The sequence below is a fragment of the Shewanella sp. SG41-4 genome, from assembly GCF_014164505.1.
Lineage (GTDB): Bacteria > Pseudomonadota > Gammaproteobacteria > Enterobacterales > Shewanellaceae > Shewanella.
In genome coordinates this window covers 1-14,207 of sequence record NZ_JACJFI010000095.1, presented here as the reverse complement: position 1 = coordinate 14,207, position 14,207 = coordinate 1, and the positions used below count along the sequence as shown (strand labels likewise).

The following is a 14,207-nucleotide window of genomic DNA, read 5'->3' as shown; positions in this document are numbered from 1 at the left end:
TATATGGGTGATCTCAAGTAAAATTTCGAATATCACTTGGGGCTTCTCATACCAAATGAGTTTTGTCTCACTTCGTGGATCTTTTTTTTTGTATTTAGAATCAGAGGTTATGTTGAACGATGTTAAAGCCGTATTAGATGCGGGTTCAGATGTTGTTCATTTTGACGTGATGGATAATCACTACGTACCAAATTTAACAATAGGCCCTATGGTATGCACCGCGTTGCGTAATTATGGGATCACCGCTGATATTGATGTGCATTTAATGGTTAAACCTGTTGATCGTATTATTCCTGATTTTGCCAAAGCCGGTGCTTCAATTATCACTTTTCATCCAGAAGCATCAGAACATATCGATCGTACACTGCAGTTGATTAAAGAATCTGGCTGTAAGGCCGGATTAGTCTTTAATCCAGGCACACCACTACACTATTTAGATCATGTAATGGACAAGCTCGATGTTATTTTATTGATGTCAGTTAATCCTGGTTTTGGTGGTCAGTCTTTTATTCCGCATACGCTTGAAAAGCTTCGCCAAGTTCGCGCGATTATTGATGCCAGTGGTTTTGATATTCGCTTACAAGTGGATGGTGGTGTTAAGGTCGATAATATTGCTGAAATAGCGGCTGCAGGTGCAGATATGTTTGTGGCTGGATCGGCTATTTTCAATCAACCAGATTATAAAGTTGTGATTGATCAAATGCGTGCAGAACTCGCTTCGATATCATAATTTCTTTATCCATATCCAGTGGGACTTTACATGATGCAATGGTCAAATATCCGCGCAATCGCCTTTGATTTAGATGGTACGCTGATCGACAGTGTGCCTGACTTGGCTGCGGCCACAAATGCCACATTAGCACAGAACCAATACCAACCAGTGACAGAAGCATTGGTTCGCAGCTGGGTAGGAAATGGCGCTCAAGTATTAATGCAACGAGCGTTAAGTTATGTGTCTGCTATGCCAGAAGACGCCCCAGAGTTGCAGGTCATGCTTGAGCAAATTATGCCGCAATTTATGCATCATTATGGTGAACACTTACAAAAACATAGCCGTTTGTATCCTGGAGTTGTCGCCACGTTACAGCGGTTAAAACAAGCAGGTTTTAAACTGGCTATCGTTACCAATAAACCATATCGTTTTACCGTGCCGTTACTTACCGCTTTTGGTCTTGATGAGCTATTTTCTGAAGTTCTCGGTGGCGATTCATTGGCAAAAATGAAGCCAGACCCAATGCCATTACAACATTTGCTTAAACAATGGCAGTTGGATGAATCGCAATTACTGATGATAGGTGATTCAAAGAATGATATTTTAGCGGCTAAAGCTGCGAATGTTATGTCTATTGGCTTGACCTACGGATACAACTACGGCGAAGATATCGGTCTTAGCCTTCCGCATGCGATATGCGAAAACTTTGCTGATATAGAGCAATACTTACTTTCATAATAATTTGAATTTTATATAGATAATCTGGAGCAATAAACACATGACCAAACCCATAGTTCTTAGCGGTGCGCAGCCATCAGGCGAATTAACCATAGGTAATTATATGGGCGCACTTCGTCAATGGGTTGCCATGCAAGATAGCCATGATTGCCTATATTGTGTTGTTGATTTACATGCGATTACGGTGCGTCAAGATCCTAAAGCACTGCGTGAAGCGTGTTTAGATACGCTAGCCTTATACCTTGCTTGTGGTGTTGACCCTAAAAAAAGCACGGTGTTTATTCAGTCGCAAGTACCACAGCATACTCAACTCGGATGGGTATTAAACTGTTATACCCAAATGGGTGAGTTAAACCGCATGACCCAGTTTAAAGATAAATCGTTAAAGCATGCCAATAACATTAACGTGGGCTTATATGGTTATCCTGTTCTAATGGCGGCAGATATTTTGCTTTATCAAGCCAATGAGATCCCTGTTGGGCAAGACCAGAAGCAACATTTAGAGCTTACACGCGATATTGCAACCCGTTTTAATAATGCTTACGGCGACACATTTACTATCCCAGAACCGTTTATTCCTGAACACGGTGCTAAGGTCATGTCGTTGCAAGACCCGCTTAAGAAAATGTCGAAGTCTGACGATAATCGTAATAACGTTATTGGTTTACTCGAAGATCCTAAAGCGATTTTAAAGAAAGTTAAAAAAGCCATGACCGACAGCGAAGAGCCACCAGTAGTGCGTTTTGATATGGAACAAAAGCCAGGTGTGTCGAATTTACTCAGCTTAATGTCAGGTTGTACTGGTCAGTCGATTGCGTCTTTAGAAGCAGAGTTTGAAGGCAAAATGTACGGTCATTTAAAAGTGGCTACTGGTGAAGCTGTCGTAGGAATGCTTGAGCCATTACAAGCTCGCTTTAAAGAGTACCGCGCCGATAATGCTTACTTAAGCCAAGTGATGGCGGAAGGTGCTGAAAAAGCTCAAGCTCGTGCAGAAGTCACGATTAAAAAAGTGTATGAAAAAATTGGTCTTATTGTGTAAGTTATTTCAGCTAATGTTATCTATAAGCCAGCAACTTGCTGGCTTATTTTTTGGTTAACCATTGTACAAATGCAGCGATAGCGGGCTCCTTTAAACGTCGCTGTTTACAACTAAAATTGAATTCAAATCCAGTCAACATAGCGGGTAAATCAAGTGCGACTAATGCTCCCTTACTAATATCTCGTTCTACCATAAAATCTGACGCTAGCGCGATCCCCTGACCAGCAATTGCCGCTTCAATAGCTAACAACACATGGCTAAATACATGCTGTTGTTGTGTAGCGGCTATGCTGATGTTGTTAACCTTTAACCAGCGCTCCCAATCAAAGCCTATTGGCCCTTCATCTACAGTGAGTAATGCATGTTGCCGTAATACACTCAGCGCCGAGTGGTCTGTATTTAACAGCCCCGGGCAGATCACTGGGATCAGTCTCTCTTGGTGTAACATGCGATGCACATAACCCGGTTGTCCACTTTGACCAGTAATAAACATATCAGCAACACTATCACTCATCAGCGGATCATCGGTGATCATATCTAGGCGAATCTTAATCTGTGGATGTAAGCGATGGAAATCGCTTAAGCGAGGAATCAGCCACTTAATGGCAAATGAACTGTATACCGCTAAGCGGAGCTGATCATTACAATCGCCAGTGATTTGCATGCTTAAATCATTCAACTCATTAAATATTCGCTCCAGTTCATGGTAAAGCACATTGCCTTTACTGGTTAAACAGAGCTGCCTACCTTCGCGGATAAATAATCGTTCGCCAAAATGCGCTTCAAGCACTCTTACTTGGTGCGATACCGCACTTTGAGTAATGCACAGTTCAGTTGCCGCCCGAGAAAAGTGAGCATGCCTTGCGGCCGCTTCAAAAATTTGTAGTGCCCGCAGTGGCGGCAGTTTACGCATATACACCTCAAATATGAATTTATTTTATTGAAATTTATGAGGTATGAATTTAACTCATGTATGGACTAAAAACATCATTATTCGTTATTAATTGATAACTATATGATGCAGCCAATTATTGGTCCTAAGGTTGTAAGTGTAATGAAATCCACAATAGCGATTGGCATGATGTTATTAGTTGTCGGTAACCTTTTTAGTGCTATGTATGATGTGTCTATAAAATGGCTACCAGAGGGAAGTAGCGCTGCAACATTTCTGTTAATCAGACAGTTAACATCAGTATTAATGTTACTGCCATTGTGGTTTGCAGCTAAAAAACCAATCAGTCGCCATATAAAGGTGCACTTAGTGCGAGCTAATACTGGCGCTATTGGAGCTGTATGTTTAATTATGGGGTTAATTGCGCTACCTATCGCCACTGTCAGCTCGTTGTTTTATTCGGCGCCATTAATGATTGTATTAATGGGATTTTTATTTTTAAAAGAGAGCGTCACCGCTGCACATTGGCTGGCAGCTATTTTAGGATTTCTGGGCATCATTATTTTGCTACGACCAAGTGAAATTAACTGGTTTGGAATTGCAGTACTCATCTCTGCATTTATGTTTGCGATAAACCAGTTGGCATTGCGCAAACTCCCCAGTACAGAAAGCCCTGTTGTAACGTTAATGCTATATAACTTACTCAGTATTCCTTTGGTGTTGGTCATGGCATTGGTGCAAGGCATAGAGGCAATCAGTTGGTCTTTAGTGGCTATTGCGGTGTCGAGTAATGTATTTTTATTGGCGTATCAGTGGTTTTGCGCGTTGGCTTATCGCCAAGCACAAGCCAGTCAAATTGTGGTGGCAGAATATACAGGACTATTATTTTGTGTCTTTTTTGGTTGGTTGTTTTTTGATGAATGGCTTGATGGTTTAAGTTGGGTTGGGGCTGGGTTTATTGTGTTGCCGTCGCTGATTATCCCGTGGATACAAGCTAAAAGATCCCAAAAAAAATTCATCGAGCAAAATGCAGGATGAATTTCTAAATCGCGATAATAAAAATGTGATTCAGGATTAAGATTCAGTGTATTCAAAAACCTTAATTACTTTGCGAACGCCTGCAGTATTTCGCGCAATATCAACCGCTAAATCAGCTTGCTTGCGGTCAATTAACCCAAGCAAAAAGACTTCGCCGTTTTCGGTAATCACTTTCACTCGAGTAATATCGAGTGTTTTTTCATTTAACATGCGGCCTTTCACTTTGGTTGTTACCCAAGTGTCGTTGCTGCGTGTGGTAAATGACGTTGGCGTACCAATACGAATTTGATTATGTATTTTGCCGCCAATTTGTAAATCTTGTACCACTTTAATCGCTTTATCGCGCAGCATTGAGTTAGGTGCTTGGCCTATCATCAATACATTGTTGTTCATTACAACCGCGGCGATATTGGTTTGATTATTAAGATCATCATGTTTTGAAAGCGCGCTAGCAATAACAAAGTCAGCATTAGTGTCGCTGATTTGAGTGCTCATGCTACGCTCATCATTTACCATCTTGGCACCGCTAACGGCGCCAACCATGACAGCACCAGCACACCCCTGCAACATTGCTAGGACTGATATGATGAGTAACCTTCTTATCATGCTTGTTCATCCTGAGGGAACAGGGTGCGGTCGATGTTATCGCATAAGCAGTGAATAACCAGTAAGTGAACTTCTTGAATACGTGCAGTAACGTTTGACGGTACACGGACTTCTACATCACCAGCGCTCATCAAACCAGCCATTGCGCCGCCATCTTTACCCGTTAGGGCAACGATAGTCATGTCACGGCTTAAGGCAGCTTCCATGGCTTTAATAATATTACCAGAGTTACCACTGGTTGAAATAGCCAATAAAATATCGCCTGGTTGGCCCAGTGCAAAAATCTGCTTCGAGAATATTTCATCGTAGCTATAATCGTTGGCGATAGCGGTAATCGTTGACGTGTCACAGCTTAATGCAATAGCAGGCAGAGGTGGGCGTTCAATTTCATAACGGTTTAATAGTTCAGCTGAGAAGTGTTGAGCATCGCCAGCACTGCCGCCATTACCACATGACAGAATTTTATTACCGCCAAGTAGACATTGCACCATCATCTCTGCAGCTTTTTCAATAGATTCAGGTAATGCTTCAGCAGCATCAATTTTTGTCTGAATCGATTCGGTGAAACTATCTCTAATACGTTCTAACATGCAACAATCCTTACGCTAAATTATGTCTACGTATGTCTCTGATTAGCCTTTTTATCGTCGCTCATCAGTCAGACTCGGTAATTTGACTATATGATGCCATAAATCAAGGTTATGGTAATCATTTGCCGCTTAAAAACAGCCTTGTAGCCAGTTTATTTCATCAATACTCATCGCAATGACATCAAAGCGACAAGGTGGGTTTAATTTCTGTCGTTGTAAATAATGTTCAGCAGCTAATCTTATCCGGGTGATTTGCTTACTTGTTAAGGCATTTAAGGCGCCACCAAACTGATTTGACGACCTAAATTTTACTTCAACAAATACCCAGACATCTTGCTGGCGCATAATTATATCTATTTCACCAAATGGGTAACGCACATTAGCATCTACAAACGTTAGACCTTGTTGTTCAAGGTAAGTTCGCGCACGTTGCTCTGCTAATTGTCCACTGTTCATAGTGGTGTTAATTGTCCTTGGCTATATTTTCCCCAAGATAATTGACGATCTATCACTCCATTAGGCTTCACTGATAATGCACCACTGCGGCCAATAAATTGGTATCCCGGAAAAGCACGCATTTGCGCTAAACGATTCACCAATTCAAGCGCATCAAAACCCATGACATATAGACGTTTTTGACTGTTATTCCAACCACTCCAAAGCTCAGACACCAGCTGCGTCTCGCTGCTAGATTGCATCAGCCATGGTACATCGCTAATGATCAAGTTATTCAGCTCTTGTGCCGACTGCGCTGACTCATTTTCAAGACGGCTACGGCTAGTGGTATATAAGGTTACCGGCTCAGAGAACACACTAAAGTTTACGTCTAAAAAGGGTTTTAGCAGGGCCAAATCTTGTGAGCCCGAAATCATGTAAATTGCATCAATATCTTGGCGAGAACGAAAATCTGATTCTAAGCGGCTACCCAATAAATCACGCATTCTGCTAATACGTGCTTGGCTATCTTTCACACCTAATGCTTCTTGAACTGTGACCTTCATTTGATCGCCAGCATCATAAAAATACACTTCGGCATCATTGCTGGTTAAGGTTAGCCAAGTTTGCTTAAAACTGTCGGCCATACGTTTGCCAATGGGATCGTTACTGGCCAATAGTAGTGGCAGCTTTACGCCATCGCTATAGAGCTTATGTGCTGCATCACTGGCTTCTTGTGCTGGCGACAGTGAAAAGTAAAACAAGTTTGGTTGTGGTGTAAACGTATCCGTTTGGTTCAAATACAGCTGCGGCACAGTACTTTTTTGTTTATCGTTGATTTTCTGTAGTTCTTCAACTTCATTGGGTAACAATGGCCCAATGATAAACTCCGCGCCGTTGCCTACGGCTTGTTGATAAGCGGCTGCAACGCCTTGCTGAGTATCATAAAAATTAATTGAAACACTTGCGTCGTAGTCAGATAAATAGCTAGATAAAAGACCTTGACGAATCGGTTCTGCAACCACAGCACGCGGCCCACTTAATGGTAATAATACCGCTATATTTTGCGGTCTAAACGGTTTGGCATTAAGGGCTTTTTCTAAATCAGCAGGTAGCTTCATCGCGCCAGGATGATAAGGGTTGTTACGCTGCCACTCACCTAAATAACGCACCAATTGTGTCGGTTCAACGGCATAATGTTTAGCAATAAAAGTTAATTGTAACCAACCAGCAAAAATCGGATTTGATTGATCGCGCATAAACGACTGCACAGTTTCTTCAGATAAAGGTTGTAGTAACTTCCAAATAACATTATTGATTGCAGTGGTTTCAGATTTTGGTAAGTAGTTGCTTAATAAGCTTAACTGCTTAACCTGATCAATTGGCTGTTGAGTATTTTTGTACAGCTTGGCTTTAAATTGGTGATAACTTGCCATTTGCCAGCGTGGTAGCTGCCAATGTGGTGGATACTGTAAAACATCTAATGCAGCCTGGCTGCTATTGGTTTTTTCTGCAATGCGAGCGCGCAAGTAAATATGCTCCGCTTGAAGCGAGGGCACGTTCACCATCGACTTCTGCATTGACGTTAATACATTAGCGGCAGAATTAAAGTTACCATCATTGATATAAGCATGAGCGGCGAGTAATAAATAACGATCGCGCTTTTCTGGTAAACTGCTATTCGCTGCCTGGGCCAAATAAATTTTAGCCGGATGTTCAGCGGCAACGAGCGATGCGCTTGCGTCAATATTATCTTGCTGTTTTTTGGTGGCACAACCGACCACCAATACAGAGAAAATCAACGCGCACACGAATTTTGTAGTATTCAGTCTTTTTAACACTTGGCTTCACTCTGGTAAGATGCTGTCACTAGTTTAACCTGCTCTTACGCTTGGCGAAAGTATCAGGTAGATTCATTATCGAGGTAATTATGGACCAAATGGTCGCGCTGTATATTGTTCCCACCCCAATTGGTAATTTTGGCGACATCAGCGCTCGAGCAATAGAGGTGCTGCAACAGGTTGATTTAATCGCCTGTGAAGACACACGCCATAGCGGAAGGTTGCTGAGCCACTTTGGTATTGAAACCCGTAAAACGGCATTACATGATCATAATGAACGTGATCGAGCGCAATGGATAGTTGAACAATTAAATGAAGGCAAATCAATCGCGCTCATTTCTGACGCGGGTACGCCGTTAATTTCAGACCCTGGCTACCATTTAGTTAACCATGTTCGTCAAGCTGGCCACAGAGTCGTGCCTTTGCCTGGAGCATGTGCAGCGATAACAGCCTTAAGTGCATCAGGATTACCGTCTGATCGTTTTAGTTTTGAAGGTTTTTTACCCTCAAAAGAAAAAGCCCGTATCGATAAACTTGAATTTCTTAAAGAAGATCCTCGTACTTTGATATTTTACGAATCTCCTCACCGCATACTTTATAGCCTTGCCGCTATTGTTGACGTTTTAGGCGCCGATAGGCAAGTGGTAATGGCACGTGAAGTGACTAAAACTTTTGAAACCTTCTTATCTGGTACCGCTGCTGAAGTATTGGCGTTGGTTGAGGCTGATGATAATCAGCAAAAAGGTGAAATGGTCATTATGTGCCATGGTTTTACATTATCTGATGAAGAAGGCATTCCTGCAGTTGCCGTTGCTACGTTAAAGCTGCTTTGTGAAGAATTACCGCTTAAAAAAGCTGCAGCCATCGCTGGGCAAATCCATGGTTTAAAGAAAAATGCCTTGTATAAATACGGTTTAGAGCTGGATTTATAAAAAGTCGCTCGCTTTGGCATTGGTTTGTTGCGCTGCTTAGGCTATAATCCGCGCCGAGTTGGCCAGACAGTTGCCGCGTACGCAAGTACGGGGAGGAAAGTCCGGGCTTCAAAGAGCGGGGTACCAGGTAACGCCTGGGCGGTGTGAACCGACGACAAGTGCAACAGAGAGGAAACCGCCATTTTGGCTTCGGCTAAGATGGTAAGGGTGAAAGGGTGCGGTAAGAGCGCACCGTGCGGCTAGCAATAGTCCGTAGCAAGGTAAACTCTACCCGAAGCAAGACCAAATAGGGTTCCGCATGGCGCTGCTCGCGTTGGAACCGGGTAGGTTGCTTGAGCCTGTGAGCGATTGCAGGCCTAGATGAATAACTGTCCACGACAGGACCCGGCTTATCGGCCAACTCACCTCTTTATAAAAAAAGGCCTCGCAGCAATGCGAGGCCTTTTTACGTTAGCACGAAAAATAGTGACGTTATAACTGTATATAGTCAGACCGATTGGTGTTGATTGTTAATTTTATTTATCTGTATTAATAACTTACCTTCAGTTTATCCATTACTTACTTCAGGCAACCTACCGTTTTAGTTGACCATATCCGTTCTGTAAATATTGTTGGAATACCGAGTTTTTGCAAAGGCTGACTTACTAGCAAGAATACACTTACTCATACTCATACTTTACTATGAGTGAAGCGCCATGACGTTGATCGCCGTAATCTTTAATAAATCATCTCCACCCACATAATCTCAAGCCATTAACACCCTCGATTAACAAATAATCACAAATGTAAATTATTAAATGAGAATAGTTGCTATTAGCGTTTGATGTTATATTGCGGCCAAATTTTACTGTTGCCGATGAGTAAACTGCTATGCATTTGAACGTGATTAATATTGTGATGTTAAGTCTACTGCTACCTGTACTGAGTGTCAGTGCTAACGAGAAAACGACTGACATCGACTCGACAGAGTCGATTGAGAAAATAACCATAATGGGGCGGGCACAAACCTTTTATCGTGAATCTTCTACGTCTGTGGGTGCCAAAGTTGAAACCGATATTATGGATTTACCGCAATCGGTGCAGGTGTTGAATGAACAGTTAATAGTTGACCAAGCTGCACGTGAAATCACTGACTTATATCGCTCTATTGCAGGAGTGAGCACTTACAGTTATTCGGGCGTGACCTTTCGTGGCTTTCGTGATGACAGCAATGTGTTTTATGACGGTGTAAGAGGCGACCCTTTTTCTGGTTTCGGTGTACCACAGTTATTTAATATTGAACGAGTTGAAGTGTTAAAAGGTCCAGCAGCTGCGTTATACGGTGGTGGTGAGCCTGGCGGCATGATTAATTATGTCAGCAAAAAGCCGAGTTTTGTCCAAGATACTGAAGTGACATTAACCACAGGCGATAACGACCGTATGGGCGGGTCAATTGATTCTAAAGGTGGTTTAACGGATTCAATTGCTTATCGTTTAGGCGGTTTTTATGAGCAAAAAGACAGTTTTCGAAATAATGCCGACTCTGAAAATACCGAGTTAACAGGTGGATTATTATTTCAACTTGACGATGACACTACACTCACAACAACGATTGATTATATCAAACAAGACTTAGGTGGTAATCGTTTGCGTGGCGTTCCCGTTGACGATGATGGTAACTTTTTGGTTGATCCAAGCTATAACGCTAATGAAAAATCCGACTATCAAAACCTTGAAGCAACAATATTACAAGCTGACTTACAGCATCATTTTAGCGATGAGTTAAGTGTTAATACCACAGTGCGTTACCTTGATAACGAGCGTGTTCAGGGATATCACGAATCACAAAGTTGGGTTGACGTGAATGGTGATGGTAAAGCCAATATTGATGATAAAACCATTAAACGTGAATATCGTAAACAGTATCGCGCTAACCAAGAAGTCAGTGTGACTTCAGATTTTGTATATCGATTAGATACAGGTATTGAGCAAACCTTATTATTTGGAGCAGATTACCATCACGTAAACAGCGATTATGATTATTGGCGTGCCCGTTATGAGGCTGACGGTGTCGCTAATCTAAACATTTTTGATCTTAATTACGGTGAAACTGATCCTTCGACTTATAATTTACAAGACCAAGAACGTGATGGCACTAAAACCGAACGTGCTGGTTTATATGTTCAAGATCAAATCAGTTTAAGCGAGAAGTGGTTGTTATTGTTGGGGTTACGTTACGATCACTTTAACGATTTTGATAAAGAAACCGGATTTGAGTTTAGTGATAATCATGTATCACCGCGTGGTGGTATTGTGTATAAATACTCCGCCGATACATCGTTTTATGTTAATTATGCAGAAAGTTTTAATCCGACCTCGCTTGGCGATCAAGAAACGGCGAGTGAAGACAGTAGCTTGGATCCTGAAATGGGTGAACAATTTGAACTAGGGATAAAAAATCAGTGGTTTAATGGCAGCATGATGACCACGTTAGCTGTATATCAAATTAATAAAAAAGATGTCGCCATGAATAATCCTGCTGACACGGGCAATGATGACGGAATTCCTGCGTTAGTAAGTTTAGGTGAAGTTGAAAGTAAAGGACTTGAGTTTACGTTAGTGGGAGATATAACACCCAATTGGACTGTTATGGCTAATTACGCCTATAATGATGCTCGTGTTACTCAAGGCGATATTGGTGATACCTATGCCGATGGCAGCAAGTTTGTTAATGCGCCGCGTCATCAAGCGGGTTTGTGGACACGTTATGATATTGACAGTTTGAATTCTGCTATTGCATTGGGTGCAGATTATGTCAGTGAGCAAATGAGTGCAGATGCGCAACGTGTTAAGCCATATACCGTGTTTGATATGAGCTGGACAACTACGTGGCAAGATACCCAGTTTCAGCTAAATGTGAAAAACCTGTTTGATAAAGAATATGCCGTGAGTGGTTTTTCTGAGCGTAATGGTCATTTTCCTGGTGCGCCACGAGAAGTGGTATTACAGGTATCGCATCACTTTTAACTTAAGACTAATAACGTAAGACCATAAGGTCTTCTTGAATAAAAAGGGAGTAAACCATTAATTGTTTACTCCCTTTTTGCTATCTTGCCGAAGGTTAAAAGCTGGCTTTTACACCGACATTGATAGTGGTACCCAGTGCTTGAGTATAGTAACTCGCGTTAGTAGAAGCTTGTGAGCGAGCAGAAAAATAATCTTCATTAAGTAAGTTTTCCACACCTAATGAGAGCTGCCAATTATTGAGTTGATAACTACTGGTTAGGTTCACAACGTTATAATTTTCTATAGGGCCTTGAGAACCAATATATGCGCCATCAACCGGCTCAAATCGGTCACGGTCACCAACATACATGTAGTTAATACCAATACTCGCTTCTTCAACGGGCTGCCAACTAATATAAGCTGTTAATTTAGGAGGGGATATGGTGCCACCATCTATGTAAGTATCCGTTTCAGTGTCTTTACCTTCAACCCAGCTATAGCTTAAACCTGTATTGAGATTATCTAACACTCGATAGTCAACTTGCGCTTCGTAACCCCAAATTTTTTGTGGTGCGCGTACAGGCAAGTAAATGCCTGTTGTTGCATCAAAGCTGTTACTGGTGCCTAATTCTGACTTACTTCGGTAGGCGGCAATTTCATAATTCAGATCACCAAGTTGACCAGAAAAGCCGATTTCATAGTTATCAACAATGGATGATTCAGTGCGGATTAACGCAATATCATCAACCGTGGCGGTTCGTAAAAGACGACCAATATCTGAAATATCTGCACCTTGGGAAAAGCTCATAAACGGGTTAAAAAACTCGTTCATATTGTAACGTAAGCCAATATTATAGGTGGTTGAGTTATATGTTAATTCTCCTCCTGTGACATCAAAAGGTACTGAGCAAGTACTTGGCGTCCGGCAAAGTTTTAAGGTTTGATAATCATCGACCGTTAAATCAACACTGTCTTGGCGGATACCGGCTTTAATCACCCAATCATCGGCAATAACAAACTTAGTTTGTAAATAAACCGCTAAGTTACGCATGTCCATTTCAGGCACCCATATACGGCCGTCTTCTAATGGTTGTGAACTGATGTCTTGCAGCGCATCAATACCGTAAATAAAGGTTGATTCAACATTATCCCAATCAACTTGGGTTGCAAAGTTAACGCGTAGGCCTTTCTTTTCTGACTTGATGAACGACTGACCCCCTTCGTAACCTTCACTTTGATTCGCGAGTGCAGTTGAAAAGAAAAACATGTTTTCAATTTTTTGCAGATAACCATCAACGGTTAATTGGGTGTTAGTGAATATCTCTTGGTCGACGTATTTTAACATTAGGTTATGATTACCGCGCGGCCCTTGAGGTACGCCCAGCTTTACAATCCCAGTAGTATTGTCTATCGAGTAAGTTTTTTCGCCTGTGTTAGCATTGCCAACAACATCTATGTAGTCAGATTCTTGTTGGGCTTCGTAGTAGTTATACGTCAGATGAATCGACTTGTCGTCGTCGAGTTGATAGCCGAGTTTAGTAAAATAATTATTCGATTTAGTTTCTGATAAACCATAGACTAATCCGATAGCGTCACCTTCTGAATCACGTTCAACACCTGTTTTTTCGGTAATGGCACTAAATACGTAACTGAAATTATCAACTGTGCCGTCTATTGATGTATCCACTCGATAACCGGCACTGTCTTGTAATTTTACCGCACTAAATTTACTGGAAGCCCCAACTTTCACTCGTGCTTTATCTTCACTGGCTCGTTTAGTGATGTAGTTGATGATGCCGCCTGAAGCGCCATTGCCATAAATTGAGGTGGCTCCTTTAATCACTTCAATACGTTCAATGACCCCTGCATCGATAGAGCTTATGCCTAATTTTCCATTTCGTAATGGGGTAGATTGTGGCACGCCGTCAATCATGACTAGTGCGGCACGACCGCGTAAGTTTTGTCCCGAGTTACTTGATGTGCCAGTGCTTGGCGCTAATCCAGGAACGCGAAATGCGAGTAAGTTTTGTAACTGCGAAGTCATTAACATGTCTTGTGCGAGGGTTTGTTGCTCAATAAGCGTGACTGAAGAAGGGACTTCCTCTATCCGTTCAGCAGAGCGACTGCCAGTAATAATCATTCGCTCCATTGAAGCTTGGTTTTCTGTGGCTTGTGTTGAAGATTCTGCATTGGCATGAGTTACGGGGAGTACTAATAAAAATAATGCACAATGTGTCGCAATAGCCAATTGGCTAGGCTTAAATAACATAGGTATACCGATTAACAAATAATGAAAGGTAGTTAATGATATTCATTATCATTAACTAGTACACATTATTTACATTTTTTACTTTTTTGCATTAAATCAGTTAGATATTAATAATTCATTTAACTAAGGG

At 41.7% G+C, this 14,207-nt stretch carries 12 protein-coding genes and 1 other RNA gene; 7 read left to right on the top strand and 6 right to left on the bottom strand.

Going from position 1 to position 14,207, the window contains the following annotated elements:
- The first annotated feature begins 109 nt into the window (after positions 1–109).
- Genes rpe through trpS form a run of 3 tightly spaced genes read left to right on the top strand, consistent with a single transcriptional unit; the run spans position 110 to position 2,489 of the window.
- Positions 110–730 carry a ribulose-phosphate 3-epimerase gene (gene rpe / locus H5202_RS10830; protein ID WP_259397277.1) on the top strand — a complete coding sequence of 207 codons (621 nt, stop codon included), beginning with the start codon at positions 110–112 and terminating at the stop codon, positions 728–730.
- Positions 731–760: 30 nt separating this feature from the next.
- On the top strand, positions 761–1,450 hold the full coding sequence (locus H5202_RS10825) for a phosphoglycolate phosphatase (protein ID WP_182772075.1): 690 nt from the start codon (positions 761–763) through the stop codon (positions 1,448–1,450).
- 40 nt (positions 1,451–1,490) lie between these two features.
- Positions 1,491–2,489 (top strand): tryptophan--tRNA ligase, encoded by a 999-nt coding sequence (gene trpS / locus H5202_RS10820; protein WP_101087300.1) that lies wholly within the window; start codon positions 1,491–1,493, stop codon positions 2,487–2,489.
- A gap of 43 nt (positions 2,490–2,532) precedes the next feature.
- Here trpS and H5202_RS10815 read toward each other — a convergent pair whose 3' ends face one another.
- A complete protein-coding gene (locus tag H5202_RS10815) occupies positions 2,533–3,402 on the bottom strand; it encodes a LysR substrate-binding domain-containing protein (protein WP_182772074.1) in 870 nt (289 codons plus the stop codon).
- Positions 3,403–3,543: 141 nt separating this feature from the next.
- Between H5202_RS10815 and H5202_RS10810 the strand changes: the two genes are divergently transcribed.
- Complete coding sequence (locus H5202_RS10810) at positions 3,544–4,419, top strand: DMT family transporter (RefSeq protein WP_059745945.1); 876 nt, start codon at positions 3,544–3,546, stop codon at positions 4,417–4,419.
- A gap of 36 nt (positions 4,420–4,455) precedes the next feature.
- On the opposite strand, the gene H5202_RS10805 is transcribed toward H5202_RS10810, so the two are convergent.
- The 4 genes from H5202_RS10805 to H5202_RS10790 form a co-directional block, all read right to left on the bottom strand.
- Positions 4,456–5,025 (bottom strand): BON domain-containing protein, encoded by a 570-nt coding sequence (locus H5202_RS10805; protein ID WP_182772073.1) that lies wholly within the window; start codon positions 5,023–5,025, stop codon positions 4,456–4,458.
- Positions 5,022–5,615, bottom strand: a complete 594-nt coding sequence (locus H5202_RS10800; RefSeq protein WP_182772072.1) for a phosphoheptose isomerase — start codon at positions 5,613–5,615, stop codon at positions 5,022–5,024. Before H5202_RS10800 ends, H5202_RS10805 begins: the two co-directional genes overlap by 4 nt.
- A gap of 129 nt (positions 5,616–5,744) precedes the next feature.
- Positions 5,745–6,071, bottom strand: coding sequence for a YraN family protein (locus H5202_RS10795; protein ID WP_182772071.1), 327 nt, complete (start codon positions 6,069–6,071; stop codon positions 5,745–5,747).
- Positions 6,068–7,891 carry a penicillin-binding protein activator gene (locus H5202_RS10790; RefSeq protein WP_182772070.1) on the bottom strand — a complete coding sequence of 608 codons (1,824 nt, stop codon included), beginning with the start codon at positions 7,889–7,891 and terminating at the stop codon, positions 6,068–6,070. The genes H5202_RS10795 and H5202_RS10790 overlap by 4 nt, the downstream gene beginning before the upstream one ends.
- Positions 7,892–7,980: 89 nt before the next feature.
- Between H5202_RS10790 and rsmI the strand changes: the two genes are divergently transcribed.
- The 3 genes from rsmI to H5202_RS10775 all read left to right on the top strand — a co-directional run bounded on the left by rsmI (position 7,981) and on the right by H5202_RS10775 (position 11,829).
- Positions 7,981–8,823, top strand: a complete 843-nt coding sequence (rsmI, locus tag H5202_RS10785) for a 16S rRNA (cytidine(1402)-2'-O)-methyltransferase (RefSeq protein ID WP_011635880.1) — start codon at positions 7,981–7,983, stop codon at positions 8,821–8,823.
- Between the two features lie 54 nt (positions 8,824–8,877).
- Positions 8,878–9,231, top strand: an RNA gene (gene rnpB, locus H5202_RS10780) — RNase P RNA component class A.
- A gap of 462 nt (positions 9,232–9,693) precedes the next feature.
- Positions 9,694–11,829: a TonB-dependent siderophore receptor gene (locus tag H5202_RS10775; protein ID WP_182772069.1), complete on the top strand. Its 2,136-nt coding sequence runs from the start codon at positions 9,694–9,696 to the stop codon at positions 11,827–11,829.
- Positions 11,830–11,923: 94 nt separating this feature from the next.
- Here the strand turns inward: H5202_RS10775 and H5202_RS10770 are convergent, their stop codons facing one another.
- Positions 11,924–14,077 (bottom strand): TonB-dependent receptor, encoded by a 2,154-nt coding sequence (locus H5202_RS10770; protein WP_182772068.1) that lies wholly within the window; start codon positions 14,075–14,077, stop codon positions 11,924–11,926.
- Positions 14,078–14,207 lie beyond the last annotated feature (130 nt).

What these genes read in the sequence shown, in the direction of transcription:
- rpe (WP_259397277.1), top strand. Translation starts at nt 110, where the DNA reads ATGTTGAACGATGTTAAAGCCGTATTAGATGCGGGTTCAGATGTTGTT.
- H5202_RS10825 (WP_182772075.1), top strand. Translation starts at nt 761, where the DNA reads ATGATGCAATGGTCAAATATCCGCGCAATCGCCTTTGATTTAGATGGT.
- trpS (WP_101087300.1), top strand. Translation starts at nt 1,491, where the DNA reads ATGACCAAACCCATAGTTCTTAGCGGTGCGCAGCCATCAGGCGAATTA.
- H5202_RS10815 (WP_182772074.1), bottom strand. Translation starts at nt 3,402, where the DNA reads ATGCGTAAACTGCCGCCACTGCGGGCACTACAAATTTTTGAAGCGGCC.
- H5202_RS10810 (WP_059745945.1), top strand. Translation starts at nt 3,544, where the DNA reads ATGAAATCCACAATAGCGATTGGCATGATGTTATTAGTTGTCGGTAAC.
- H5202_RS10805 (WP_182772073.1), bottom strand. Translation starts at nt 5,025, where the DNA reads ATGATAAGAAGGTTACTCATCATATCAGTCCTAGCAATGTTGCAGGGG.
- H5202_RS10800 (WP_182772072.1), bottom strand. Translation starts at nt 5,615, where the DNA reads ATGTTAGAACGTATTAGAGATAGTTTCACCGAATCGATTCAGACAAAA.
- H5202_RS10795 (WP_182772071.1), bottom strand. Translation starts at nt 6,071, where the DNA reads ATGAACAGTGGACAATTAGCAGAGCAACGTGCGCGAACTTACCTTGAA.
- rsmI (WP_011635880.1), top strand. Translation starts at nt 7,981, where the DNA reads ATGGACCAAATGGTCGCGCTGTATATTGTTCCCACCCCAATTGGTAAT.
- H5202_RS10775 (WP_182772069.1), top strand. Translation starts at nt 9,694, where the DNA reads ATGCATTTGAACGTGATTAATATTGTGATGTTAAGTCTACTGCTACCT.
- H5202_RS10770 (WP_182772068.1), bottom strand. Translation starts at nt 14,077, where the DNA reads ATGTTATTTAAGCCTAGCCAATTGGCTATTGCGACACATTGTGCATTA.